This window comes from Kitasatospora sp. NPDC029312 (assembly GCF_055569215.1).
The window spans coordinates 40,274-63,352 of the sequence record NZ_JBVHXY010000017.1; the positions used below are offsets into that span (position 1 = coordinate 40,274).

General features: G+C 72.2%; 21 protein-coding genes. 12 read left to right on the top strand and 9 right to left on the bottom strand.

The window, feature by feature from the left end:
- Positions 1-115: 115 nt before the first annotated feature.
- Positions 116-1,054, bottom strand: a complete 939-nt coding sequence (locus tag ACZ4WV_RS16220) for a S1 family peptidase (protein WP_465747041.1) — start codon at positions 1,052-1,054, stop codon at positions 116-118.
- A 703-nt stretch (positions 1,055-1,757) separates the two neighbouring features.
- On the bottom strand, positions 1,758-2,300 hold the full coding sequence (locus tag ACZ4WV_RS16225; protein ID WP_465747043.1) for a GNAT family N-acetyltransferase: 543 nt from the start codon (positions 2,298-2,300) through the stop codon (positions 1,758-1,760).
- Positions 2,301-2,562: 262 nt separating this feature from the next.
- Between ACZ4WV_RS16225 and ACZ4WV_RS16230 the strand changes: the two genes are divergently transcribed.
- Positions 2,563-3,450: a S1 family peptidase gene (locus ACZ4WV_RS16230; RefSeq protein ID WP_465747045.1), complete on the top strand. Its 888-nt coding sequence runs from the start codon at positions 2,563-2,565 to the stop codon at positions 3,448-3,450.
- Between the two features lie 293 nt (positions 3,451-3,743).
- Entirely contained in the window at positions 3,744-4,469 is a 726-nt protein-coding gene (locus ACZ4WV_RS16235; protein WP_465747047.1) for a ribonuclease H family protein, read from the top strand.
- A 155-nt stretch (positions 4,470-4,624) separates the two neighbouring features.
- Here the strand turns inward: ACZ4WV_RS16235 and ACZ4WV_RS16240 are convergent, their stop codons facing one another.
- Complete coding sequence (locus ACZ4WV_RS16240) at positions 4,625-5,986, bottom strand: hypothetical protein (protein WP_465747048.1); 1,362 nt, start codon at positions 5,984-5,986, stop codon at positions 4,625-4,627.
- A 214-nt stretch (positions 5,987-6,200) separates the two neighbouring features.
- Here ACZ4WV_RS16240 and ACZ4WV_RS16245 point away from each other — a divergent pair, with 214 nt between their 5' ends.
- Both ACZ4WV_RS16245 and ACZ4WV_RS16250 read left to right on the top strand, forming a co-directional pair.
- Entirely contained in the window at positions 6,201-6,986 is a 786-nt protein-coding gene (locus tag ACZ4WV_RS16245; RefSeq protein ID WP_465747049.1) for a hypothetical protein, read from the top strand.
- 188 nt (positions 6,987-7,174) lie between these two features.
- On the top strand, positions 7,175-7,885 hold the full coding sequence (locus tag ACZ4WV_RS16250) for a hypothetical protein (RefSeq protein ID WP_465747051.1): 711 nt from the start codon (positions 7,175-7,177) through the stop codon (positions 7,883-7,885).
- A 132-nt stretch (positions 7,886-8,017) separates the two neighbouring features.
- Here ACZ4WV_RS16250 and ACZ4WV_RS16255 read toward each other — a convergent pair whose 3' ends face one another.
- Positions 8,018-8,938 (bottom strand): NADP-dependent oxidoreductase, encoded by a 921-nt coding sequence (locus ACZ4WV_RS16255; protein WP_465747053.1) that lies wholly within the window; start codon positions 8,936-8,938, stop codon positions 8,018-8,020.
- 83 nt (positions 8,939-9,021) lie between these two features.
- On the opposite strand from ACZ4WV_RS16255, the gene ACZ4WV_RS16260 reads away from it, so the two are divergent.
- Positions 9,022-9,591 carry a TetR/AcrR family transcriptional regulator gene (locus ACZ4WV_RS16260; protein ID WP_465747055.1) on the top strand — a complete coding sequence of 190 codons (570 nt, stop codon included), beginning with the start codon at positions 9,022-9,024 and terminating at the stop codon, positions 9,589-9,591.
- A 339-nt stretch (positions 9,592-9,930) separates the two neighbouring features.
- Here the strand turns inward: ACZ4WV_RS16260 and ACZ4WV_RS16265 are convergent, their stop codons facing one another.
- Positions 9,931-11,277: an MFS transporter gene (locus ACZ4WV_RS16265; RefSeq protein WP_465747057.1), complete on the bottom strand. Its 1,347-nt coding sequence runs from the start codon at positions 11,275-11,277 to the stop codon at positions 9,931-9,933.
- 72 nt (positions 11,278-11,349) lie between these two features.
- Here ACZ4WV_RS16265 and ACZ4WV_RS16270 point away from each other — a divergent pair, with 72 nt between their 5' ends.
- A complete protein-coding gene (locus ACZ4WV_RS16270) occupies positions 11,350-12,234 on the top strand; it encodes a winged helix-turn-helix transcriptional regulator (RefSeq protein WP_465747059.1) in 885 nt (294 codons plus the stop codon).
- A 136-nt stretch (positions 12,235-12,370) separates the two neighbouring features.
- On the opposite strand, the gene ACZ4WV_RS16275 is transcribed toward ACZ4WV_RS16270, so the two are convergent.
- A complete protein-coding gene (locus tag ACZ4WV_RS16275) occupies positions 12,371-12,940 on the bottom strand; it encodes a hypothetical protein (protein ID WP_465747061.1) in 570 nt (189 codons plus the stop codon).
- A 74-nt stretch (positions 12,941-13,014) separates the two neighbouring features.
- The gene (locus ACZ4WV_RS16280; RefSeq protein ID WP_465747063.1) at positions 13,015-13,716 is read right to left on the bottom strand and encodes a hypothetical protein; all 702 of its coding nucleotides are present in this window, start codon (positions 13,714-13,716) and stop codon (positions 13,015-13,017) included.
- 296 nt (positions 13,717-14,012) lie between these two features.
- Between ACZ4WV_RS16280 and sph the strand changes: the two genes are divergently transcribed.
- Positions 14,013-14,990 carry a sphingomyelin phosphodiesterase gene (gene sph / locus ACZ4WV_RS16285; RefSeq protein ID WP_465747065.1) on the top strand — a complete coding sequence of 326 codons (978 nt, stop codon included), beginning with the start codon at positions 14,013-14,015 and terminating at the stop codon, positions 14,988-14,990.
- 201 nt (positions 14,991-15,191) lie between these two features.
- Positions 15,192-16,001 (top strand): thioesterase family protein, encoded by an 810-nt coding sequence (locus tag ACZ4WV_RS16290; RefSeq protein ID WP_465747067.1) that lies wholly within the window; start codon positions 15,192-15,194, stop codon positions 15,999-16,001.
- A gap of 67 nt (positions 16,002-16,068) precedes the next feature.
- Here ACZ4WV_RS16290 and ACZ4WV_RS16295 read toward each other — a convergent pair whose 3' ends face one another.
- Positions 16,069-17,394 (bottom strand): radical SAM protein, encoded by a 1,326-nt coding sequence (locus tag ACZ4WV_RS16295; protein WP_465747069.1) that lies wholly within the window; start codon positions 17,392-17,394, stop codon positions 16,069-16,071.
- A 490-nt stretch (positions 17,395-17,884) separates the two neighbouring features.
- Between ACZ4WV_RS16295 and ACZ4WV_RS16300 the strand changes: the two genes are divergently transcribed.
- Positions 17,885-19,153: a family 2 encapsulin nanocompartment cargo protein terpene cyclase gene (locus ACZ4WV_RS16300; protein WP_465747071.1), complete on the top strand. Its 1,269-nt coding sequence runs from the start codon at positions 17,885-17,887 to the stop codon at positions 19,151-19,153.
- 93 nt (positions 19,154-19,246) lie between these two features.
- The gene (locus tag ACZ4WV_RS16305) at positions 19,247-20,125 is read left to right on the top strand and encodes a geranyl diphosphate 2-C-methyltransferase (protein ID WP_465747073.1); all 879 of its coding nucleotides are present in this window, start codon (positions 19,247-19,249) and stop codon (positions 20,123-20,125) included.
- 130 nt (positions 20,126-20,255) lie between these two features.
- On the opposite strand, the gene ACZ4WV_RS16310 is transcribed toward ACZ4WV_RS16305, so the two are convergent.
- A complete protein-coding gene (locus tag ACZ4WV_RS16310) occupies positions 20,256-20,906 on the bottom strand; it encodes a dihydrofolate reductase family protein (RefSeq protein WP_465747075.1) in 651 nt (216 codons plus the stop codon).
- A gap of 353 nt (positions 20,907-21,259) precedes the next feature.
- Here ACZ4WV_RS16310 and ACZ4WV_RS16315 point away from each other — a divergent pair, with 353 nt between their 5' ends.
- Complete coding sequence (locus ACZ4WV_RS16315; RefSeq protein WP_465747077.1) at positions 21,260-22,330, top strand: phosphatidylinositol-specific phospholipase C domain-containing protein; 1,071 nt, start codon at positions 21,260-21,262, stop codon at positions 22,328-22,330.
- Between the two features lie 209 nt (positions 22,331-22,539).
- The gene (locus ACZ4WV_RS16320; RefSeq protein WP_465747079.1) at positions 22,540-22,935 is read left to right on the top strand and encodes a guanyl-specific ribonuclease; all 396 of its coding nucleotides are present in this window, start codon (positions 22,540-22,542) and stop codon (positions 22,933-22,935) included.
- Positions 22,936-23,079 lie beyond the last annotated feature (144 nt).

Sequence of the window (23,079 nt, forward strand, 5' to 3'; positions counted from 1 at the left end):
GAGGGAAGGGTGGAACACATAACACAAAGAGAAAGGAGGGCCGGAACCAAAACCCAACCCCCCCCCCTCCCCCCCCCCACACCGGGCGGCGGCCGCACGGCTCGGGCTCTGCGGATCAGTACACGTTCACGTGGTAGTTGGCGAGCGCCGCGTTGACCGGCTGGAAGAAGGTCGTCCCGCCGACCGTGCAGTCGCCGCTGCCGCCCGAGGTGAGGCCGAGCGCCTTGCTGCCCTCGTACAGCGGGCCGCCCGAGTCGCCGGGCTCGGCACAGACGTTGGTCTGGATCAGGCCGGTGACGGCGCCGCCGCCGGAGTAGCGCACGGTGACGTTGAGCGCGGTGACCGTGCCGGTGTGGGTGCCGCTGGTCGAGCCGGTGCGGGTGACGTGCTCGCCGACGTAGGCGTTCGGGGCGGAGGTGAAACCGCCGGGGTGGTTCAGTGCGCTGTTGTCGTACCGGACCAGCGCGTAGTCGTGGCCCGGGAAGGTGGAGCTGACGGTCGGACCGATAGCGGTGGTGTGGGCCCGGTCGGTGTACCAGGTGCTGGCGACGTTCCCGCAGTGCCCGGCGGTGAGGAAGTAGTAGGTGCTGCCGCTCACCACGTTGAAGCCGAGCGAGCAGCGGTACTGGCCGCCGTAGACGGCGTCGCCCGCGGCGAGCAGCGGGGTGAACACCCCGGCGACGCGGTGGATGGTCAGGCTGGCGGCGCCCGGCCCGGCGGCGCGCATGATCTTGGCGAGCCCCTGGGGGGAGACGGTGCTGTCGGCGGTCACCACGACCCGGCCGGCCGCCTGGTCGACGTACCAGGCCGTGCCGTCGACCGCAGCGTTCATGACGGCGTCGCTGACGGCCGTGAGCTGCTCGGGGGCGGCCGTGTTGAGGGGTGCGGTGGAGTTGATGGGGGCGGTGGTGTTGGCGGGGGTGGTGGTGTTGGTGGGCGCGGCCGTGGCGCCCGGCACTGCGACCGCGGTCGCGGTCAGCAGGCCGAGGGCCACGGCCAGCAGGCGGGTGCGGCGCTTGGTGCCGGTGTGGGGGGTCCTGCGCATAGTCCTCACCGATCTCCTCCTGGGAGTGGGAGGCCCCGGGGGTCGGGGGCCGTGAGGCGCGGTCAGGCGACGGGCCGACACCTGCCGGTGCTGTCCGGAAGCACGGAGGATGATCTGCCCCTGACAGGCGCTGTCCGGAAGTATGGGGAAGTGGAAGTTCCTGTACAAGCTTTCCGGCCTGGTGTCGCGGACCCGCTCGCCGTCGGGTGAACCGGCCGGTCTGCCATTCGGGGACTGCGGCGGCGTCCGGCTCACCCGGTTGCCACGTGGCGGCGCCCTGCGTGGGCGTGACGGGCCGCCGAGCGGTGGGGGACCGGTCGACCGGAGAGAACCGGAAGAGCCGGAAGAAGCCGGGAGAAAGTGTTATCGCCCTGGGCGCCGGACGGTCTCCTGGGCGTGGGAACGGACGCGCGACGCCGTGGCAGAGGGAATGCGGCCGGAACGCGGGGTTCGAGATGGGGCGCTCCGCGCGGAGTTGAGGTCTCCGGCCGGGTCCGTTCCCACGGCGCCCGACCGGATCGTCCCGTCCGGCGGCGCCGTCCGGCGGTCCGCGCGCATCCCCCACGGCGGCGGACCGCCGGGGCCCGTCCGCCGGCTCCGGCCGTCAGCGCCTCAGCGCGGCCGTCCGGCAGTCCGTTAGGCATCAGTCCGGCAGTCCGGCAGTCCGGCAGTCCGGCAGTCCGGCAGTCGGTCAGACCGTCAGCCCGGCTCGTCAGGTGCGCTCCAGCCGCCAGACCAGTTCCTCGCCGGTCTCGGCCGGGGCGAGCGCCTCGGCGGGGCGGCGCAGGTGCTGGGAGAAGCCCAGCCGGGCCGGAACCGCGGCGCTCGCCAGGTTGGCCGGGTCGTGCACGATCTCGACGAAGTCCACACCCGGTAGCCGGAAGGCCTGCTCGGCCAGCGCCCGGGCCGTCCGGGTGGCGATCCCGCGGCCGGTGGCGGCGGGGTGCAGCCAGTAGCCGATCTCCCGCCCGTTCTCCGCGGTGTCCGCGCGCCGGAACAACCCGCAGGCGCCGACGATCGCGCCGTCCAGCAGGATCGCGTAGGTGAAGTCCCGGCCGCTCTCCCACAACGCCGGCCGCTCGGCCAGGAACTCGGTCGTCTGGGCCAGACTGTGCTCAGCGACCCACGGCATGAACGGCCGCAGGTGCTCCAGCGACTCCTCGATGACCCGGAAGAACTCCGGGAGGTCCGCCTCGCCGCGGAAACGGCGCAGCGTCACCTCGCCCAGCGGGATCTCGTGCTCTGCCAGCTCCATCCGTGGAGGATTCCCGCTACCGCGCCCCGCCCGCAACCCGATTACGGCGGATCCCCAGCCGGTGCGGCCCGCACGCCGTCGCGCCGACCCGATGGGTCCCGGTCGACGACCCGCGGAATGTCGCCGCGGCGTCGGAGAGTGACTGACCCGATACTGTTCGTCCACGGTCCACCGGCTCCGTAAAACCTCCGGCCGGGGCCCAATGACCACCTTCCGATGACGGTTCCGACCGTCGACCCGCGCCTGCGACAGGGAGTCCCTCATGCTCTTCCGTGCCGCCCGTGGCCGCCTCCGCCACGGTATGACGATCGGTCTCACCGCGGCCGTGACGGCCGCCCTCCTGGCAGCCGGCACCCCCGATGCGTCCTCCACCCGGCGCACCGCGGAAGCCGCTCCGCACAGCCGGATCATCGGCGGCACCGAGGTCGCCGACGACGCTTACCCGTTCATGGCCGCGCTGCTCCTCCAGAACCCCGACAAGAACGACTACCAGAACCAGTTCTGCGGCGGCAGCCTCATCGCCCCCGAGTGGGTGCTGACCGCTGCTCACTGCGTCTGGGGCTGGGAGCAGGCGGGATTCGACGTCGTCGTCGGCCGCGCCCAGCTGTCCGACACCGGCAAGGGCCAGTTCCGCCACGTCGAGGACGTCAGGATCCACCCCCGCTACGACCCGGAGAGGGGCGACTACGACGTGGCGGCCGTGCGACTGGAGGGGGCGGTGCACGGCATCACGCCGGTGCGGCTGCCCACCCGGGGCACCGACGCGCAGCTGCGCCCCGGCCAGGCGGCCACGGTTCTCGGCTGGGGCTTCACCGATGACGTCCTCTTCCACAAGCCCGACCGGCTGCACCGCGTCGACGTGCCGCTCCTGGCCCACGAAGAGTGCTCGATCTCGGGCGGATTCGACCCCGACACCATGGTCTGCGCCGGCCGCGAGGGTCGCGACGCCTGCCAGGGCGACAGCGGCGGCCCCCTCTTCCGCACCGTGCCGGGCCGCGAGGTCTTCTACCAGATCGGCGTCGTCCACGGAGGCTTCGGCTGCGGCGCACAAGGCGGCCCGGGCCTCTACATGTCGACCGGTTCGGCCGCGCTGATGGACACGTGGCCGGACTTCCCGCTCACCGAGGACCAGGAGGCCGCAGGCTCCTGACGCTTGCCGGTCGAACCGGGGAAGGCGCCGTGATCCCGCATCGCTACGGGCCGGCGCCGTTCCGGGCGTGGGCGTTACGGACCGGGGACGGTGCGGACGCACTCGGTTGCGCGTGCTGCGGCACGCCGCCCGCACCGACTGGGGCGTGGCCGGGCACACCCGTTGGTACCGAGCCGTGCCTCGGGGCCCTGTGGGGCGGTGTCCGCGGTGAGAACGGGCGTGGGCGCGCAGTCGCGGCTGGTCGAAGCGAGCGGCTTTGGCGAGTGGCCGTCTGACCAGGCATGATCGGGGGCATGGTGGAACGAGTCATTGCAGCGTGTGACGGGGCGGCCAAGGGCAATCCGGGCCCGGCGGCCTGGGCTTATGTGGTCGCGGACAGTGCCGGGGTGCCCCAGCGCTGGGAGGCCGGGCCGCTGGGGCACAGCACCAACAACATCGGTGAGCTGACGGCCCTTCAGCAACTGCTGTCCGCCACGGACCCGGCGGTGCCGCTGGAGGTCAGGCTCGACAGCACCTACACCCGTGACTCGGTGACCAAGTGGCTCAAGGGCTGGAAGCGCAACGGCTGGAAGACGGCCGCGGGCAAGCCCGTCGCCAACCGCGAGCTGATCCAGCGGATCGACGAGCTGCTGGAGGGCAGGGACGTCACCTTCATGTACGTCCCCGCCCACCAGGTGGACGGGGACCCGCTGAACGCCATCGCCGACAAGGCCGCCAGTGACGCCGCCCGTACCCAGCAGGCCGCCGCGGGGACCGCCGCCGACCTGCCGGTGCCCGACCCGGCCGCGGCCGCCAAGGCGCCCAAGGCGCGCGGCCCCCGGGTCGCCGCCACGACCGGGACCGGGGGGAGTGGCGGTACCGGGAGCACCGGCAGCAGCGTCAAGCGCACCGGCTCGCGCGCGCTGAACGCCCGCTTCCCCGGCACCTGCCCGTGCAGCCGCCCGTACGCCAAGGGCGACAAGATCACCAAGGTGGGCGCGAGCTGGGGCCACCCGGAGTGCGCCGCGGCGCACGCCTGACCCGGACTTTCACCGGCCGCAGGCCGCTTACCGGGTACGCGTACTGCGCCATCCGGTAAGCGGCCTGCGCGACTCAGTGCCTTGACGGACCGCCGATCACGGCGCTGAGCGCCGGGCGCCCGGTGCGGGAGCGGCCGGCCGGTGGCGCCGGAGGATCACTTCTCCTGAGCGATGGACTTGATGTCCTCGAAGCTCATGCCGATCTTGTTGAAGGCGCGGGCCTGCGCCTCGGGCACGCCGAGCCGGGCCAGCTCCTTGAGCTGGGCGTCGGTCAGCGGCGCGGCCTCGGTGACGGGCGGGACGTCGCCCGCTCCGGCACCGTCCTCGGCGCCGTCGGCGCCGCCGGTGGCCAGAGCGAGGAAGGTCTTCATCAGGTCGTCGCCGGTCATCTTCACCGCGTCGGCCGGGGCCTGGACGTTCGGCGCGGCCCGGTTGAAGGCGAGCTTCACCGGGAAGTTGACGCCCGGGCCGGCCTTGCGGTCCAGCTGTGCCAGGTCGAAGGTGGCCGAGGAGAACGCGCCGTCCTTGAGGAAGAGGTCCACGCCGACCTTGGTGTCCGGCACGTTCTTCGGGGCCTCGGTCGGGAAGTCCTTGAACTGCTGCGGGAACTTGCCGGCCAGCGGCTTGACCGCCTTGTACAGCTCGTCCACCGCGGTGCGCGCGGGGGCGCTCATCCAGATGTGCTCGGTGCCGTCCTTCGTGCCCTTGTCCTCGAAGGTGACGGTCCGGTTGAACACGTCCTTCAGGGAGTTGAGGAGCTGGTTGCCGGTCTCCGGGTCGACCGAGGGCACGGCGGCGGGCTTGTCGCCCTTGGTGCCGTCGTTCTTCTTGGCCTCGTCCGCCAGCTCCTGGAGCTCGAACGAGACCCATTTGCCGTTCAACACGGCCTTGGCGCCGCTCAGTTCCGCGGGCAGGTCCTGGGCGACGGTGTCGACCTCGGACGGGTCCTGGCCGGTCAGCTTCAGCACGCTCTTCACGTCGGCGTGCAGGTAGGCCTTGGCGTCGAGCTGGCGGTATTCGAGGAGCGGGGTGCCCTTGCGGTCCGCGACCACGTAGGAGACCCGCACCGACTTGTCGAGCGAGAGGTCCTTCTTCTCGTTCGCCTTCGCGTTCTTGAAGGCGTCGACGTCCTTGAGCGGCTTGTCGGCCGAGACGGCGACGGAAAGGGACAGCCCGGACAGGCCGCGGGCGCTCGTCTCGTCGGTCTCCTCTCCGGTGGCCTTGGCGAACGCGATGATCTGCTCGGGGGTGGCGTCCACGGAGAGCGTGAAGCCGGCCGACTTGCCGTCACCGATCTTGTCGAAGGCCTTCGTCACCTTCTGGGCGGCCGACAGCTGCTCGGCGGTGCCGCAGGCGGTGAGGCCCGTGGCGAGGACGGAAGCGGTGACCGCGACGGGCAGGGCGCCGTTGGCGGCCTTGCGGATGACGGTGTTGATGGTCCTTCTCCTGTGTGACGGGGCCTGATCGAACGGGGCCAGGCCGGTCCCTCCCCTGCGGTGAAACGCACCGCAGCACATACAAGGTGATCACATTATCAGCAAGGTGACACGCGGTTTTTGACCCTGCCTTTAAGGGATCCGGCCGACGGTGTGACCCGGCTGGTGTCGACGCCTCGGGACAGGGTCGTCGCTGACCACGGCGGTGTTCGAGGCCTCATCACCACCTGCTAACCTCAGCCGATTTCCCGCCGCGAACAGTCGGCGGACAAGACGGGGTAAGAGGGACGAACATATGGCAATTCTCCGGGCCAAGCAGAAGGCCCAGGTCATCGAGAAGCTCTCGCAGGTGGCGCCTCCTGGGGAGACCTTCATCGCCTGCGTGCACGCGGAGAGCGGCCCCAGCCCGTGGCTCAACGGCGTCTTCGGTGAGATTCCGCTGCTCGGTCTGATCATCATCCTGACCCGCCGGTACTACTTCCTGACGCTCACCAACACCCACGTGGTGGTCAACGCGGCCAGTCGCTGGACCAACCGCCCCGGCGACGTCGTCGCGGCCTTCCCGCGCAACGCCTTCCCGGTCAGCCGGGTCAAGCGGGCCAGCATCTGGAGCTCGATGTACCTCCAGATGCCGGGCGACGCCAAGCCGATGCGCCTGAACATCCACCGCATCTGGCGAGCCGAGATGGATCAGCTGAGCGCGGCCTTCCCGCCCGGGTCGATCGACGCGTCCTCGCAGCCGTTCGACACGCCGCAGGGCCAGCCGTACCCGATGCCGGGCCAGCCGATGCCGGGCCACGCGATGCCGGGCCAGCCGATGATTCCGCAGCAGCAGGGGTACCCGGCGCCGCAGCAGCCCTACCCGCCGCAGGGCCAGCCCTATCCGCCGCAGCAGGCGTACCCGCAGGCGCCGGCCAACCCCTACCCGGCGCCGCCGCAGGGCTACCCGGCCCCCCAGGGGCAGCCGTACCCGCCGCAGCCGGGCGCCCCGGTGCCGGCGCAGGGGCAGCCGCCCTACCCGCCGCAGGTCCCGGACGTGCCGTACCCGGGCCAGCCCGGGGGCTACCCGGGCCAGCGCTGAGCTGACCCGCGCTGACCTGAGCTGACTGAGCCGCGCACGCTCCGGCCCCGACTCCCGCCAGCGCGGGAGCCGGGGCCGCTGCGTTCCCGCCCGTGGCCGCCGGCCTCCCGCCCGGGCCCGACGCGCCGAGCCGGGTCGACTCTGCGAGGCTGAAAGGGCAGCTACCTCGACCGAGGAGGCGGGCGCCGATGTCAGTCCAGAACCCGGAGCCGCCCGGACGGCGGGCCCACGCGGCCGCACTCCGGGCCGCCGAGGTCCGCCGCGCGCGGCGACGGCGGTGGCTGGTGGGCGGGGTGATCGGCCTGCTCGTGCTCGCGGTGCTCGGTGGGATCGCCGTCGTGATCGCGACGAACCAGAGTTCGTCCCCGCCCTCCGGGGTGCCGGCGCACCCGCGCACGACCGCCGAGGGCCGGACCACCCCGCCGCCCTGGGACGCGCCCGCCGACGTCGCGGCGGCCGTCAAGGCGGCCGGCCTGCCGATGCTCGGCGCCGAGGGCACGGCCCTGCACATCCACGCACACCTCGACGTGTACGCCGACGGACAGGCGGTGACGGTGCCCGCGCTGGTCGGCATCGACGAGAGCGCCCAACGGATCAGTCCGCTGCACACCCACGACACCACCGGCGTCCTCCACATCGAGTCGCCGGTGAACGCCGACTTCACGCTGGGCCAGTTCCTGACCGAATGGCAGGTCTCCACCTCCGCCGACCACCTCGGCGGCCTGCGCACCGACGCCACCCACACGCTGACCGCGTACGTGAACGGCAAGCCGGTGGGCGGCGACCCGGCGGCGATCACGCTGCACGCCCACGATGAGATCGCCCTGGTGTACGGCACGGCCGCCGAGAACGCATCCGTCACCGTGCCGAGCAGCTACAACTGGCCGAGCGGCCTCTAGGCCTGCTTCATCCCCCGGTGGTCGTGCTCAACGCCGCGATCACCCGCCGCATCCGATCTCGTAGGTTTGCGGGCTGAATCGCGAACGCGGCTTGACTGTTGATCCTGGTCGCCGGGTCCAGTTTGCGCCGTTTCACAGGGCGATCACGATTTTTCCGTGGACATGCCGCTCGGCCTGCATCGTCACGGCTTCGCGAATCCGCTCGACCGGGAAGGTCGCCGCGATCGGCACCGTGATCTCGCCGGAACTGATCGCGGCGGCGATCCGCTCCAGGGCGCCCGGACGCGCGTCGAGGGCGCCCGTCTTGCGCACACCCGGCGGCGGGGCGGGGCCGTCGGCCACGACGGAGATCCGCTCGGGTGACACACCGAGCTTGAGTGCGGTTTCGGCCGCATCCCTTCCGAACAGGTCGGTCGCGGCGGTGATCCCCTCGGGCGCCAGGGCTCGCACCCGGTCCGCCAGGCCGGCGCCGTACGCCACGGGTTCGGCGCCGAGCCCGCGCAGGAATCCGAACGTGCCCTCGGAGGCGGTGCCGAGCACCCGGGCACCCGCGAGCTTCGCCAGCTGCACGGCGAAGACGCCCACGCCACCCGCGCCCCCGCCGATCAGGACGGTGTCCCCGGGGTGGAGCCCGATCGCGGTGAGGGCGGCGGAGGCCGTCAGGGCGGACACCGGAAGCGTGGCCGCCACCTCGTCGCCGACGCCCTCCGGGGTGGGCCATAGGTGTGCCGCAGGCGTCTTGACCAGCACGAAATCAGCGACGGACCGGCCGATCGCGGCCCCGTACACCCGGTCGCCGGTCGCGAATCCGGTGGCTTCGGCGCCCACCTCGTCCACCACTCCGGCGAAGTCGCTGCCGAACCCGGCCGGCAGGGTGATGCCGAACCGCGCCGCCATGTCGGGCTGGGTGGTGATCTGCCAATCCATCGGATTCAGCCCGGCAGCCGTGACCCGGACGCGGACCTCGTCCGGTGCGGCGTGCGGCTCGGGTATCTCCTGCAGTTCGAGCACTTCGGGACCGCCGAATCGCTGGTAGCGGACAGCTTTACTCATCGGTGACCTCTCCTGGCCAGTGATGGGACTTGGTCTCATCGACTGTACACCAGTGATGGGACGAAGTCCCGTACACTGTCCCCATGGCACGCTGGCAACCCGACGCACCCGGACGACTCGCCGCCGCCGCCCTCGACCTCTTCGAGGAGCACGGCTACGAGAACACGACCGTGATCGAGATCGCGGAACGGGCGGGGCTCACCAAGAGCACGTTCTTCCGGTACTTCCCGGACAAGCGCGAGGTGCTGTTCGGCGGGGGCACGGTGAGCGGTCTGCTCGTCGAAGGGATCGCCTCGGCGCCGCCGGCGGCCGGGCCGCTCGACGCGGTGGCGCACGCCCTCGATGCGCTCGGCCGGACGTTCTTCACCACTGACCGCCGCGAGTTCAGCCGCCGGCGCCAAGCCGTGCTGAACGCCAACACGGAACTGCGGGAACGCGAAGCCCTGAAGAGGATCGACCTCACCGCCTCGATGATCGAGGCCCTCAACCGGCGTGGAGTCCCGAGCCTGACCGCGCGCGTGGCCGCGAAACTGGGCACGCTCGTCTGGGAGATCGCCTACGACCAGTGGATCGACACCGACAACAGCGAGGACTTCGGCCCGCTGGCACGGCAAGCGCTCGCCGAAGTACGCGCGGCCGCAGCCCTGCGCTAGGAGAGGCTTGGTCAGGTCGGTGCTCCCGAGGCTGTGTCGCGGTGGCAGCCGGCGCCGCGTCTCTGGGGCGGTAGCCGGTCTGCGCAGGGTGCAGAAGGCGTGGGCGAGGGAGGCGAACGTGACGTGGTCGGGCCGGCCGCCGGAGGTTCGGCCCTCGACGTGCGCCAGGCCGAGGGACTGCGTCATCTCCCGGTGATCGTGCTCAACCCGCCTGCCGAGCTCGGCCGTTCGCACGGCCGAGCTCTGCGGGGATGCCGCAGGACTTGCGGCGGGCGACGTCGTTCGGGTCCGCTTTGTCGGTTCGCCGTCCCCGCTCGGCCGTGGCGCGCCCGGCCGGGCTCAGGCCAGTTCGCGCATCCGGCGGACCGGGCTCGCCAGCAGGACGGCGGGGCTGGCCACGCTGCTCACGGCGAACAGCAGCAGCGCCGTGCGCGGTCCCCAGGCCGCCGCCGCGGCACCGGCGGCGAGGGCACCGACCGGGATCGCGCCCCAGGAGACGAATCGGACGGTGGCCATCACCCGGGACAGCAGCTCCGGCGGCGTCCGGGTCTGCCGGTGGGTACGGGTCACGATGCTGGTGACCACGACCCCGGCGGAGAACCCGGCGTTGCCGAGGGCGAAGACCAGCGTCCCCCAGCCGGCGCCGGCCAGCGGGAGCAGCAGTGCGAAGGCGGTGGCGACCACCGCGCCCCAGCACACCGCACGGCCGGTGCCGATCCGGGCGACCAGACGGGGTGTGGCGGCGGCGCCGAGCAGACTGCCGAGGCCGCCGGTGGCCATCAGGGCGCCGACCATGGCGGCCGACGCGTCGAGGGTGCGGACCAGGAACACCGGGGTCAGCGTCATCAGACCGCCGCAGACGAAGTTCACCGCGGTGGCGTCGGCGACGCAGGGCTTGATCACCGGGTGCCGGGTGACGAACCGCCAGCCCTCCCGGATCTGCTCCCGCATGCCGGCGCCGCCCGCCCGTTCGGCGGCCGGTAGCCCTGTGCGCGGCAGGCTGCCGAGCAGCGCCGCCGAGGCCAGGTAACTGACCGAGTCCAGCAGCATCGACGCCGCGCCGCCGACCAACTGGACCAGCACGCCGCCCAGCGACGGCCCGGCCAGGTCGGTCGCCGCGATGCTGCCGGAGACCAGGCTGTTGCGGGCGGTCAGCTGCTCCTTCGGGACGACGGTGGGCAGGAAGGTGGAGTTGCCCACGTCGAAGACGACGCTCGCGAAGCCGACGATCAGCGCCACGGCGACGAGTTGTGGCAGCCCCAGCGCGCCGAGGCCCGCCGCCACCGGCACCGAGGCCACGGCGACGCCGCGGAGCAGGTCCATCGCGACCTGGGTGCCGCGCAGGGGCAGCCGGCGGACCAGCACGCCGGCCGGCAGTCCGATCAGGAGCCACGCGGCGTAGGCCGCACCCGTGATCAGGCCGACCTGGAACGCCGACGCGTGCAGGGTGACCACCGCGATCAGGGGCAGGGCCACCGCCGTCACCTGGTCGCCGAGCCGGCTGACCGTCGAGGCGGTCCAGTAGCGCCAGAACGCCGCCGCCCCGCTCTGCCCTCGCCCGTCGTCTCCTCGCCCGGCTTCTCCCCGCCCGCTGTCGCCTCGACCGCCGGGCCGCGCCGCGTGCACCGGTCCCGTCGGCGCCTCCGTGTCCGTGCTGTCCACCGCTCCGGTCGGTTCCGCCGTCACGTCCACCCCCTTGCCGCCACCCGGTCCGGGACCGAGTGAGTTCCGTTTGGGAACTCACTATAATCAATGATCATGCGGCACACCGAAGCGGCTGACCCCGACTGCGCGATCTCCCAGGCCCTGAGCGTGGTCGGCGACACCTGGACCCTGCTCCTGATCAGGGACGTCGCCGGTGGCACCCACCAGTTCGACGCGCTGCAGAACGCACTCGGCATCAGCCGGAAGGTGCTCACCGAGCGGCTCAAGGCACTGGTCGCCGACGGCGTGCTGGAGAAGCGGCTCTACCACCCGCACCCGCCGCGCTACGAGTACCACCTGACCGGAGCCGGGCGCGGGCTGCTGCCGGTACTGGTCGCCCTGCAGGACTGGGGCGGACGGTACGTCCTGGGTGACGGCTCGCTCTCCGGCACCAGCACCGCCGACTCCGCCGAGACCCGCCGGGTCATGGCGCTGACCGGCCGCCGACTGCCCGAACTGGAACTCGCCGCCGCCTCCGGCGGGCCGGTCGACCCGGTGGACGCGGACCGCGCCTGGACGGTGCTGTACTGCTACCCGGGCGCCTACGCGCCGGGCGGTACGGACTATCCGCCGGGCTGGAGCGCGATCCCCGGCGCGACCGGCTGCACGCTGGAGTCCTGCACCTACCGGGACCGGATGGGCGAGTTCGCCGCCCGCGACGCCGCCGTCTACGGCGTCAGCACCCAGCGCCCGGACCAGCTGGCGGCCTTTGCCGAGCACGCGCGGATCCCGTTCCCACTGCTCTCGGACGCCGGGCTGGAACTCGCCGCCTCCCTCCGGCTGCCCACCTTCCGGGCCGCCGGTGTGGACCGCCTCAAGCGGCTCACCCTGGTCCTCGACGGTTCCCGCACCGTCCGCGGCGTGCTCTACCCCGTCACCGACCCGGCGGGCTCGGTCGAGGACGCCCTCGCCCTGCTCGACGGCCTGGCCGGGACATGAACGGGGTGCGGCCCCGGCCCCGCCGGCGACGCACCCGTTGACGACTGATCGGTTCAGTTGGATTCGGTTCGGCTCGATCGCCCTCCGTTGTGCTCGGTGGAGTCGGGCTGCGACTCGGTCGGACCCAGCGCCTTCCTCACTGACGCGCCACGACGACGAGAACGGTGACCGCCACGAAGGCGACCCCGAGCAGGACGCCGGCGACCTGAGGCGTGATCCAGTCCCGGGCCTGCCTGCCCGGCATCACCCGCTGGGCGTCGGTCGTGCTCGCCTGCCACCAGCCGAGCACCCGTTGGAAGTTCGCCTGGAACTCCTCGATCGGGTAGAGCGTGCTGGTCTGGAGGCCCGGCAGCGAGCGGCGACGGCCGTTCGCCAGGAAGATCCGTGCCGCGTAGGCGCGGGTGGCGTTGCCCTTGGTCTCCCGCACGTCGACCCACCGGATCTCCTGCCAAGGGTGGGTGCGTCCGCTCCCGATGCCCCAGCAGATGGTGATGCCGTCGGCCCCGACCCTGCTCCAGGAGCGCCAGGTCACCAGGAAGGCCAGGAGGGACAGAACGAGGGTCCCGCCGAGGATCACGAGCATCGGCCCCACACCGAGCTGCAGAGTGACGACGACGGCCTCGATCGCCAACACGAGGAGAAGCAGCGAGAGGTGCGGCCAGGAGGGCCGGACCAGGTCCTTGCCGCGGAACACCAGTTCGTTCACCGCGGCACCATAGCGCCACGCGCGAAGCGCGCGGTGCCCGGGGCCCGAGAACCCAGGGGCGTCCGGGCCGGCTGCTACTTGCCGCCCTTGCGGCCGCCGCGCCCTCGGAGGGTGCGGTGCGCGGCGCCGAAGGTGAGCGCGGCCCACAGGGCGGCGACGGCGCCGGTGACGTAGACACCGCTGCCGCGGAAGGAGAGGTCCTCGTCCCTGGTGGCGGGCGGGGCCCACTCGTCCGGGTCGACCACGACGGTCGCGGTGGTGCCGACGGAACCGCCCGAACAACCGGTGCCCTCGATCGTGCCGTGGGGCAGGGTCCGGCCGTCCTCCCGGCGGATGGCGCACGTCCAGCCGACCTTGCCCGTCTTGTCCTTGGCGCTGTGGGCCGCGGTGATGACCACCCTGGCCTCCACCCCGCGGTGGGAGAGCAGCTGTGCGCGGATGGCGGGTGTCGGGATCACCAGCAGCAGCACTCCCAGCAGGACGGCGGGCCAGACCACCCACCCGGTGCTGCGGACGAGCATCAGCCCCACCACGGCCGCCATCAGGACCAGCACCGCGAGGACCGTGCAGCCGACCTGGTAGTCCGGGTTGGTGGCGAGCGCGAGCAACCCGATGATCAGCACCGGTGCGAGCACGCCGACCAGCACCGCCGTCCGGCGCACCGTGCGGGGTGCGAGCGGAGCGTCCTTGCGCGCCCGCTTGCGCACGGGCTTCGCCGGCCGGGAGGCCCCGGCGGCGGGCGGTCTCTTCTGCTTCTTCTTGCTGCTGTCGGCCATGCTGCCCCCCGATCGGTGGTGCGTGTTCGTGCCCGCGACAGTGTGACGGCAGCCCCTGACAGCCGGAAGACCGGGGTCCGACCCCGGGCTGACCGCCCGCCTGCCGAAGAGCGGACCCCCAAGGCCTGACTCCGCGTCACCAGCCTTGCACCGCACCGGCTCGAACCGGCCGGTAGCCCTGTTCCGAACGAATTCACCGAATGCTCGCCGGAAGTCTTGCGAGCCGTGCACGCACCGAAGTTGGATGCACAACATCCCGCGAACCGGCGGGCCCGCCACGCCCCCACGGAGACCAGATGTCCCTGCCGTCCCCACGCCGCGCCCTCGCCGCCGCTGCCGCCGCCACCGTGCTCGCCGCCCTCGGCACCGTCCCGGCCGCCGCGGAGAGCGCTCCGGTCACCGCGCCGCCGCTGGACGTCCTGACCTACAACACCTTCCTGATGAGCACCTCGCTCTACCCCAACTGGGGCCAGCAGCAGCGCGCTCAGTCCATCGCCACGGCGGACTTCTTCCAGGGCCACGACGTGGTCGTGCTGGAGGAGGCCTTCGACAACGCGGCCTCCGACGCGCTGACCGCCAAGGCCGCGGCCGCCTACCCGTACCACACACCCGTGGTCGGCCGCTCCACCGGCGGCTGGGACGCCACCTGGGGCAGCTACAGCTCCACCACCCCCGAGGACGGCGGGGTCACCCTGCTCAGCAAGTGGCCGATCCTGCGCAAGGAGCAGTACGTCTACAAGGACGCCTGCGGCTCGGACTGGTGGTCCAACAAGGGCTTCGTCTACGCGGTGCTGGACGTCAACGGCCGCCGCACCCACGTGGTCGGCACCCACCTGCAGTCCACCGACTCCGGCTGCGCGAGCGGACAGGCGGCCACCGTCCGGGCCAGGCAACTCGGCGCGATGCGGGCCTTCCTGGACGCCACGCGGATCCCGGCCGACGAGCCGATCGTGGTCGCCGGGGACCTCAACATCGACTCGCACGGATCCGAGTACCAGGCCCTGCTGGACAACGGCAACCTCGTCCCTGCCTCCGCCCGCACCGGCTGGCCGTACTCTTTCGACACGACCGACAACTCCGTCGCCGCCTACCGCTACCCGGGCGAGCCCAAGGAGGACCTCGACTACGTGCTCTACCGGGCCGACCACGCCCGCCCGCAGCAGTACACCAACGAGGTGCTGCGGGGGCACAGCGCGCCCTGGACGGTGAGCAGCTGGGGCAAGAGCTACACCTACAACGACCTCTCCGACCACTACCCGCTCGCGGCGCACTGACCGCTGGCAACGGGCGGGGCCCGGCCGGGGCCGGGCGGTACGGCGCCGGGCGCGATGATGCCGGGCGCGGGCGCGGGCGCGGGGTGTGGGGCGCATCACAGGCTCCGGTGCCGTTCGGCCTCCTACGATCGTGATCGCGGACGCCGGAGTCCTGCGGCGCCCGCCCGGCTCCCCGCGACCCGGCCCGAGGAGAAGCGCACCTTGACCAGCCCCACCCCCACCGCCGCGCCCGACAGCTACTACCAGCGCACCGGCGAGCACCGCTACAAGCCGACCGGCCACGCGCAGGGCGCCTGGCACCCCGAGGAGCAGCACTTCAGTCCGGTGGGCGGCCTGATCGCCCACGCGATCGACCGCTACCGGGCCGGCCGCCCCGCCGACGGCCTGGCCCTGGCCCGGATCAGCTACGACATACTCGGCCTGATCGCCCTGGACGAGCTCGAGATCACGGTGGAGACCATCCGGCCGGGCCGCACCATCGAGCTGGTGGAGGCGGTGGCCACCGTGGGCGACCGCGCGGTGGTCCGGGCCCGGGCCTGGTTCCTGGCCGAGCTGGACACCACCGCCGTCGCCGGGACCCACGACGAACCGCTGCCCGCGCCCGAGGAGTTCGAGCCGTGGGCGATGAGCGGGCGATGGTCCGGCGGCTACATCGCCTCGATCGACGTCCGGCACCGCCTCACCGCTCCCGGTCGCGCCGCCGCCTGGGTCTCCACCCCGCTGGAGCTGGTCGCAGGAGAGCCCAGCAGCCCGCACGCCTCGTTCCTGGCCCTGGTGGACACCGCCAACGGCATCGCCGTCCGCGAGGAGCCCAGTGAGTGGATGTTCCCCAACACCGATCTGACGGTCCACCTCCACCGCCGTCCGGCGGGCCGCTGGACCGGCCTGGACACCGCCGTCACCTTCGGCCCGGCCGGACACGGTGTCACCAGCACCGTCCTGCACGACGTCCACGGTCCGGTCGGCCGCGCCGAGCAGATCCTCACCGTCCGCCCGCTGAACGGCGGTTGAGCGGGCCGACGGTCGAGCGGACCGGCGGTGCCACCCCCGGCCGGGTGCGGCACCGCCGGGAGCGGGCTCACCCCGACAGGGAGTCCATGAAGGAGCTGACCGAGAAGACGGCCTTTCCAGGACCGGCCGGTCCGTAACCGGGCGGGGAGGAGAGGCCGAACTCCTCCAGAGTCGCCCGGTAGGTCTGCAGCAGCCGGATGTGGTACTCCAGCGGTGCGCCCTGCGGGTTGGCCTTGCCGAGCGGGGTGGTGGGCTCGGGGCACCAGGTGGTGAACCGCGGGACCACGCCGTGCGACATGAAGAAGCGCAGGCCCTCCCGGGTGGAGGCGATCGCCTCGTCGACCGTGCTGAAGCCGAAGGGCTCGGCCATCTCGACGCCCGCCACGAAGTTGGGGATCACGTTCTCGGCGCCGAACACCTCGGTCGAATCGAGGATCCGGCGGTGCCACTCGTCCCGGCCGACGTAGCGCTCCTTGCCGGGGCAGTAGAGCTCGAACAGCCGCTTGTCCCACACCTCGAAGTTGGGGTGGTAGATCCGCACGCCGTAGTCGCGGAAGCGCTGGACGTCGTCGCGCGGCAGCGCCTGGGCGACCACCTTGCCGATCCAGCGGCCGGGGAAGCGTTCCTCGATGGCCTTGGCGTACTGCCCGTAGAAGTCGGCCTCGTCCCGGCCGCCGACCTGCGAGGTGATCGCGCCGCCGGTGAGGGTGTAGGCCTGGGAGGCCCGGGCGGTGTCGTGCTCGTCGATCAGCGCCAGGGCCTCCAGCACCTCCTCGACGGGCTTGACCCCGGTGTACGGGCGGCCGGCCGCCTTGTGCTGGCGCCAGTTGTGGTTGATGTCGCAGTACTGGCACTCCTCCTTGGCGCCGAAGTACTGGCAGACCCGGAACACCGTGAGGTAGATCAGGTAACCCCACTGGATGGTCGGGGCGACCTCCATCACGGACTTGCCGTTGGCCAGGGTGTGCCGGTAGTAGTCCGGCATCGGCGGCAGGCCGACGTCGGCGATCCGGGCGCCGTCCAGGTAGAGGCCGAGGGTGCCGTCCTCGCCCGCCCCCACCCGGTACGGCGAGTTCGGGTTGACCCGCACCGACACCACCGTGCGGCGCAGCCCGTACGGTCCGCCGGTCAGCACCACCTCCTCCGGCGGCCGGTTGAGCGCGGCCGCGCCGAGCTCGGGCAGGGTGCGGTGGTCGAAGGAGAAGATGAAGTACGACTTCGGCTTGACCTCGCCGCCCCCGTCGGCGCCGGAGCTGCCGCTGAGGGCCGACTCGTCGAAGGCCATGCCCCCGCGCAGCAGGTCCTCCTTGATCACCGCCTCCCGGGGTACGTCGGGGAAGCGCTCCATGAGGTCCTCGACGAGTGCGGTGCGACTGCGGGCCTGGCTCTCCATGCGCTGGTCTTCCTTCCCGGCCCCGTGTCCTCGACGGGGCCCAGGCCATTCTTCTCCTTCTTATGCGGATGGCCGCGGGCGGAACCGCTCGGCGGGGCGGGCGACCCCGTGACCGCGCCTCGCCGGGCGCGCCCGGTCACGCTGGGTTGACGCGGTCCGCGGCCGGAGGAGAGGGTGCCGGCCCCCGGTGACGCGCCGGAGAGCGGGGTGGACGGCTGCAGGACGGGGGTGCCTTCAAACGCCGCACACCGGAACGTTCACCTTATCGGGTGTAGAAGATCGTCCATTGCGTTCCGGAACGCGCCTTCGCGCCTACGGTTGGGCAACGAGCGAGACGGGGTCCGTTGGCGTGGAGTTCCCCTTCGCGGCGGCGGGATGACAGCCCGTCACATCCTGCGGTCCTTCTCAGAGGAGGCTCCATGCCCGTGCGCACCGAACCGGACTCACCGCCCTCACCGCCCGCGAACGCCCTCGTGCCGGCGGTGGGCGCATGAACACCACTGCCATCGAGCGGATCCTGCGCGGGCCCAGCGGACTCGGCACCGCCGGGCTGCAGTTGGCGCCGCAGCTCGCGGTGGCCCAGGCCCCGGCGGCAGCGGCCGCCGTGCCCGGGGAAGTCCTGCCCGAGAACAAGACCCCCGAGGTCCAGACGCCACCGCTGCCCGGGCCGGCCGGTCTGGCGCCGCTCCTGCCAGGGCCGGCCGGTGTGGTGCCGTCCCTGCCCGGGCTGCCCGGCCCGGCGTCGGCCGCCGAGGCGCCGACCGGGGGCAAGCCCAGGACCGGCGACCCCGTCCCGGGCCTCTACCACCACCCGATCGCCGAGCCCGACCCGGTCCGGGTGGAGGCGCTCAGCCTGAGGATCAAGGCCTGGGCGATCGACGAGATCGAGCTCTACCCCCCGGAGTGGGAGAAGGACTTCGACGGGTTCTCCACCGGGCGCTACATGGTGGCCTGCCACCCCGACGCGCCCAGCATCGACCACCTGATGCTCGCGGCCCGCCTGATGGTCGCCGAGAACGCCGTGGACGACTGCTACTGCGAGGACCTCGGCGGCTCGCCGGTCGGCCTGGGCAGCCGCCTGCTGCTGGCGCACACCGCGCTCGATCCGCTCCACACCACGGCCGAGTACCACCCGGCCTGGGAGGCCTCGCTCTCCGAGGACCCGCCCCGGCGCTCGTACCGCTCGGCGATGGACTACTTCGTCCGCGCCGCCACTCCCTCCCAGGCGGACCGCTTCCGGCACGACATGGCGCGGCTGCACCTGGGGTACCTGGCGGAGGCCGCCTGGGACGAGGCCGGTCACGTGCCGGAGGTGTGGGAGTACCTGGCGATGCGCCAGTTCAACAACTTCCGCCCCTGCCCGACCATCACCGACACCGTCGGCGGCTACGAGCTGCCCGCCGAGCTGCACGCGCTGCCCGCCATGCAGCGGGTGATCGCGCTCGCCGCCAACGCGACGACCATCGTCAACGACCTGTACTCGTACACCAAGGAGCTGGCCGGCCCCGGACTGCACCTCAACCTGCCCGTGGTGATCTCCGAACGCGAGGGCGTCTCGCACAAGGAGGGCTACCTGAAGGCCGTCGAGGTGCACAACGAGCTGATGCACGCCTTCGAGGCCGAGGCGGCCGCGCTGGCCGTGGCCTGCCCGGTGCCAACGCTCGTACGGTTCCTGCGCGGCGTCGCCGCGTGGGTCGACGGCAACCACTACTGGCACCAGACCAACACCTACCGCTACACGCTGCCCGACTTCTGGTGAGTGCCGTTCCCGGTCGCACCGCCCCGGCAGTCGCCCTCGTTCCGGCAATCACCCGTTTCCGGTAACCACCCTTGAGAAAACTGGAGTTGACCCATGTCCGTGACCGACGACCTCACCACCCCCGGCAGCGCCATCCCCGGCCCGGCGACTCCCTACCAGGGCGACATCGCGCGCTACTGGGACCACGAGGCTCGCCCGGTCAACCTTCGCCTGGGTGACGTCGACGGCCTCTACCACCACCACTACGGCATCGGCGCGATCGACCAGCAGGCGCTCGGGGACCCGGCCGACAGCGAGCGTGAGAAGAAGGTCATCGCCGAGCTGCACCGCCTGGAGTCCGCCCAGGCGGACGTGCTGCTCGACCACCTCGGTGACATCCCGGCCGACGGCCTCCTGGTCGACGCCGGCTGCGGCCGCGGCGGCTCGATGGTCATGGCCCACCAGCGCTTCGGCTGCCGGGTCGAGGGGCTGACCCTCTCCACCCAGCAGGCCGACTTCGGCAACAAGCGCGCCGCCGAGCTGGGCATCGGGGACTTCGTCCGCTCCCGGGTGGCCAACATGCTGGACATGCCCTTCGAGAACGGCTCGGCCGCCGGCTCCTGGAACAACGAGTCCAGCATGTACGTCGATCTGCACGACCTCTTCGCCGAGCACTCCCGGGTGCTGGCCGTCGGCGGCCGGTACGTGACCATCACCGGCTGCTGGAACCCGAAGTACGGGCAGCCGTCGAAGTGGGTCTCGCAGATCAACGCGCACTTCGAGTGCAACATCCACTCCCGCCGGGAGTACCTGCGGGCGATGGCCGACAACCGCCTGGTGCCGCAGGCCGTCATCGACCTGACCCCCGACACGCTGCCCTACTGGGAGCTCCGCAACACCACCTCGCTGGTCACCGGTATCGAGGAGGCGTTCATCGAGTCCTACAAGGACGGCTCCTTCCAGTACGTGCTGATCGCGGCCGACCGGGTCTGACCAGGCCTGAGCCAGGTCGGGCCGGGTCTGAGTGAGATCGGGCCTTGACTGACCGGGCCTGACCGGGACTGACCGGGCCGGTGTGTCGGGCGGCCTCCCCGAGGGTGCGGGGGAGGCCGCCCGTTCCGCGTCAGGCCCTGCGGCGGGTGAAGGTGAGGTGGGTGACGCCGCTCGGGCTGCTCACCGCCTCGCTGTCGAAGCGCTGATCCAGGCCCTCGAGCCCGGCCCACAGCGACTCGCCCCGGCCGAGCACGATCGGCACCACGACCACGTGCAGGTGGTCGATCAGGTCGGCCTGCAGGAAGGCGCGGACGGTGCGCGGGCCGCCGCCGATCCGGACGTCCTTGCCCCCGGCCGCCTCACGGGCCTGCTTGAGCGCCTCCTCGGGGGTGGCGTCGATGAAGTGGAAGGTCGTGCCGCCCTCCATCACCAGGCTGGGGCGCGGGTGGTGGGTGAGCACGAACACCGGGGTGTGGAACGGCGGATTCGGGCCCCACCAGCCCCGCCAGTCCTCGTCCTGCCAAGGGCCGCGCTGCGGGCCGAACTTGTTGCGCCCCATGATCTCCGCGCCGATGTCGTCGCCCCAGGCGCGGGCCATCGCGTCGTCCATACCGGTCTCGCCGCCCGCCTCGCCGTGCATCCGCCGGAAGGTTTGGGTGCGGAAGAACCATTCGTGCAGCCGATGGGAGGCGTGACCGAAGGGCTGCTCGAGGCTCTGGCCCTCGCCGGTGCCGTAGCCGTCGAGGGAGATCGAGAAGTTGTGGACGCGGACCAGGGACATGGCTTACCTCCGCTGCTCGGTGCTCTTGAACGCGCTGCTCTCGAACGCTGCGCTCTCGAACGCTGCGCTCGTGAGCACGGTGCTCGTCATCGCGATGTTCGTCATCACGGTGTTCGCGAGTCACGCTAGCGCGCGGGTACGACAGCCTGATGCTTCGTCACATCCGGGGCGTGGCGCCCTGCGGATGCCTCTCGCGCCGGCCGGGAGTGCGGGCCCGGCCCCCCTGCGGGCGTGGGGGAGTCGTCACGCTATTGTCGTGTCTTCTTCACGGGATGCACGCCCCGGCAGGCGATGCTTCCTCGGGCGGCCCGCGCGGGCGGCCGACGCGACCGAACCCTGGGGGGACGATTCCGATGACCGTACGCCGTACCCTGGCCGGCTTCATGGCAGCCGGCCTGACCGCCGCCGCAGCGGCCCTGATCACGACCGCCGCACCCGCGGCCGCCGAGGGCGAAACGGGCGACCTGCCGTTCGGCTCGGCCACCACCGTCGGACTGCACAACACCTACGACCCGGCCGCCTACCCGTACCTCGCCCAGGGCCTGGACACCGGCACCGGGATGATCGAGCTGGACCTCTGGACGGACGTCGTCACCAAGGAGTGGAAGGTCAGCCACTCCAACCCGCTCGGCAACTCCAACAACTGCACCGCCGCGGACACCCCAGCCCAGCTCTACGGCGGCGGCACCAACAAGAACCTGGAGCACTGCCTCGACGACGTCCGGGTCTGGCTCGGCGCCCACCCGGGCGCCGGACCGCTGGTCGTCAAGCTGGAACTCAAGGGCGGCTTCGCCGCGAACATGGGAATGGGCCCGGACCAGCTGGACGCGCTGATCGCCGCCCACCTGGGCAACGCCGTGCTGCGCCCGGCCGACCTGCTGGCCAAGCCCGGCGGCGGTTCGTACGCCACGGTCGACGAGGCGGTGCGGGCGGGCAACTGGCCGACCCGCTCGGCGCTCGCCGGGCGGGTGCTGCTCTACGCGATCCCGGGAACGGTCGAGGAGAGCAACCCCTTCGACACCCTGCACACCGACGTCGAGTACGGGCGGCACCTGCGGGACCTCGCCGCGGCCGGACGGATCGGCCAGGCCCAGCTGTTCCCGGCGGTGCACGGCGCGGCGGCCGGCGACCCGCGCGCCAAGTACGCCGGCGCGGACGCCGGGATCCGCCCCTGGTTCGTGGTCTTCGACGGCGACGCCGCCGCCTACCTCAGCGGCATCGACACCGCATGGTACGACCGCTCGCACTACCTGCTGGCGATGACGGACGCCCAGAACGTCGCGCCGCAGATCAGTGCCACCGACCCGACCGCCGACCAGGCGAAGGCCCGCACCGAACAGCTGGCCCGGGCGCACGCCAGCATCGTGTCGAGCGACTGGCGCAAGCTCGCGGCGGTGCAGTCCCTGGTGCTGCCGCGCGGCTGAGCAGCGCTGTCCGCCGCCGCCCCCATCGGCGGCGGCGGACCCGTGTCCGGCCGGTGCCGACGGTCGGCCATGCCGAAGGCCGTCGAGGACGACCGCGCGGAGCGGCCCGCTGACTCGCTCAAGTCATCGGTGAGTACCGCGAGTTGACCGGAGATGAAGACTCCGGACGGGGCTTCCGGCGGGCTCCGCGGCTCGCCATCCTGGTTGGCATGACCCGAACTCTACGCGCGTGGAAGCGTGTTGCCGCCACCGCCGTCGTCACCCTGGCCACCCTCGCGCCCGTCGCCGTCGCCGTCGCCACCGAGGCGCAGGCCACGGTGAGCGGCAAGGTGTGCCTGTCGGCCCTGCCCTCCCAGGGCCGCACCACCCTCCACCTGATCGCCGCCGGCGGGCCGTTCCCGTACCGCCGGGACGGCACCGTGTTCAGCAACAACGAGCACGTACTGCCCGCCCAGCGATCCGGCTACTACCACGAGTACACCGTGGTGACCCCCGGCGCGCCGACCCGTGGCGCCCGCCGGATCGTCACCGGCCAGCGGTACCACGAGGACTACTACACCAGTGACCACTACGTGACGTTCCGCCTGATCGACTTCGCCTGCTGACCCCGGCTGTTGTCCCCGTCCCCGTGCCCGGCGAGTGGGGCCCGGTCTCCCGACCCGGGCCCCCCCCCGTCTCCCCCCCCTTTTCCTTCCCTTCCCCCCTCCTGGGCAGCCTGCTCTTCTCCCCAGGGGTGGGGCGGCGACGCC

Excerpts from the sequence above, each read along its gene's own strand:
- ACZ4WV_RS16270 (WP_465747059.1), top strand. The coding sequence starts at position 11,350 with ATGCGGCACACCGAAGCGGCTGACCCCGACTGCGCGATCTCCCAGGCC.
- sph (WP_465747065.1), top strand. The coding sequence starts at position 14,013 with ATGTCCCTGCCGTCCCCACGCCGCGCCCTCGCCGCCGCTGCCGCCGCC.
- ACZ4WV_RS16255 (WP_465747053.1), bottom strand. The coding sequence starts at position 8,938 with ATGAGTAAAGCTGTCCGCTACCAGCGATTCGGCGGTCCCGAAGTGCTC.
- ACZ4WV_RS16320 (WP_465747079.1), top strand. The coding sequence starts at position 22,540 with ATGACCCGAACTCTACGCGCGTGGAAGCGTGTTGCCGCCACCGCCGTC.
- ACZ4WV_RS16250 (WP_465747051.1), top strand. The coding sequence starts at position 7,175 with ATGTCAGTCCAGAACCCGGAGCCGCCCGGACGGCGGGCCCACGCGGCC.
- ACZ4WV_RS16230 (WP_465747045.1), top strand. The coding sequence starts at position 2,563 with ATGCTCTTCCGTGCCGCCCGTGGCCGCCTCCGCCACGGTATGACGATC.
- ACZ4WV_RS16260 (WP_465747055.1), top strand. The coding sequence starts at position 9,022 with ATGGCACGCTGGCAACCCGACGCACCCGGACGACTCGCCGCCGCCGCC.
- ACZ4WV_RS16280 (WP_465747063.1), bottom strand. The coding sequence starts at position 13,716 with ATGGCCGACAGCAGCAAGAAGAAGCAGAAGAGACCGCCCGCCGCCGGG.
- ACZ4WV_RS16240 (WP_465747048.1), bottom strand. The coding sequence starts at position 5,986 with ATGTGCTGCGGTGCGTTTCACCGCAGGGGAGGGACCGGCCTGGCCCCG.
- ACZ4WV_RS16300 (WP_465747071.1), top strand. The coding sequence starts at position 17,885 with ATGAACACCACTGCCATCGAGCGGATCCTGCGCGGGCCCAGCGGACTC.
- ACZ4WV_RS16315 (WP_465747077.1), top strand. The coding sequence starts at position 21,260 with ATGACCGTACGCCGTACCCTGGCCGGCTTCATGGCAGCCGGCCTGACC.
- ACZ4WV_RS16310 (WP_465747075.1), bottom strand. The coding sequence starts at position 20,906 with ATGTCCCTGGTCCGCGTCCACAACTTCTCGATCTCCCTCGACGGCTAC.
- ACZ4WV_RS16245 (WP_465747049.1), top strand. The coding sequence starts at position 6,201 with ATGGCAATTCTCCGGGCCAAGCAGAAGGCCCAGGTCATCGAGAAGCTC.
- ACZ4WV_RS16235 (WP_465747047.1), top strand. The coding sequence starts at position 3,744 with ATGGTGGAACGAGTCATTGCAGCGTGTGACGGGGCGGCCAAGGGCAAT.
- ACZ4WV_RS16225 (WP_465747043.1), bottom strand. The coding sequence starts at position 2,300 with ATGGAGCTGGCAGAGCACGAGATCCCGCTGGGCGAGGTGACGCTGCGC.
- ACZ4WV_RS16295 (WP_465747069.1), bottom strand. The coding sequence starts at position 17,394 with ATGGAGAGCCAGGCCCGCAGTCGCACCGCACTCGTCGAGGACCTCATG.
- ACZ4WV_RS16305 (WP_465747073.1), top strand. The coding sequence starts at position 19,247 with ATGTCCGTGACCGACGACCTCACCACCCCCGGCAGCGCCATCCCCGGC.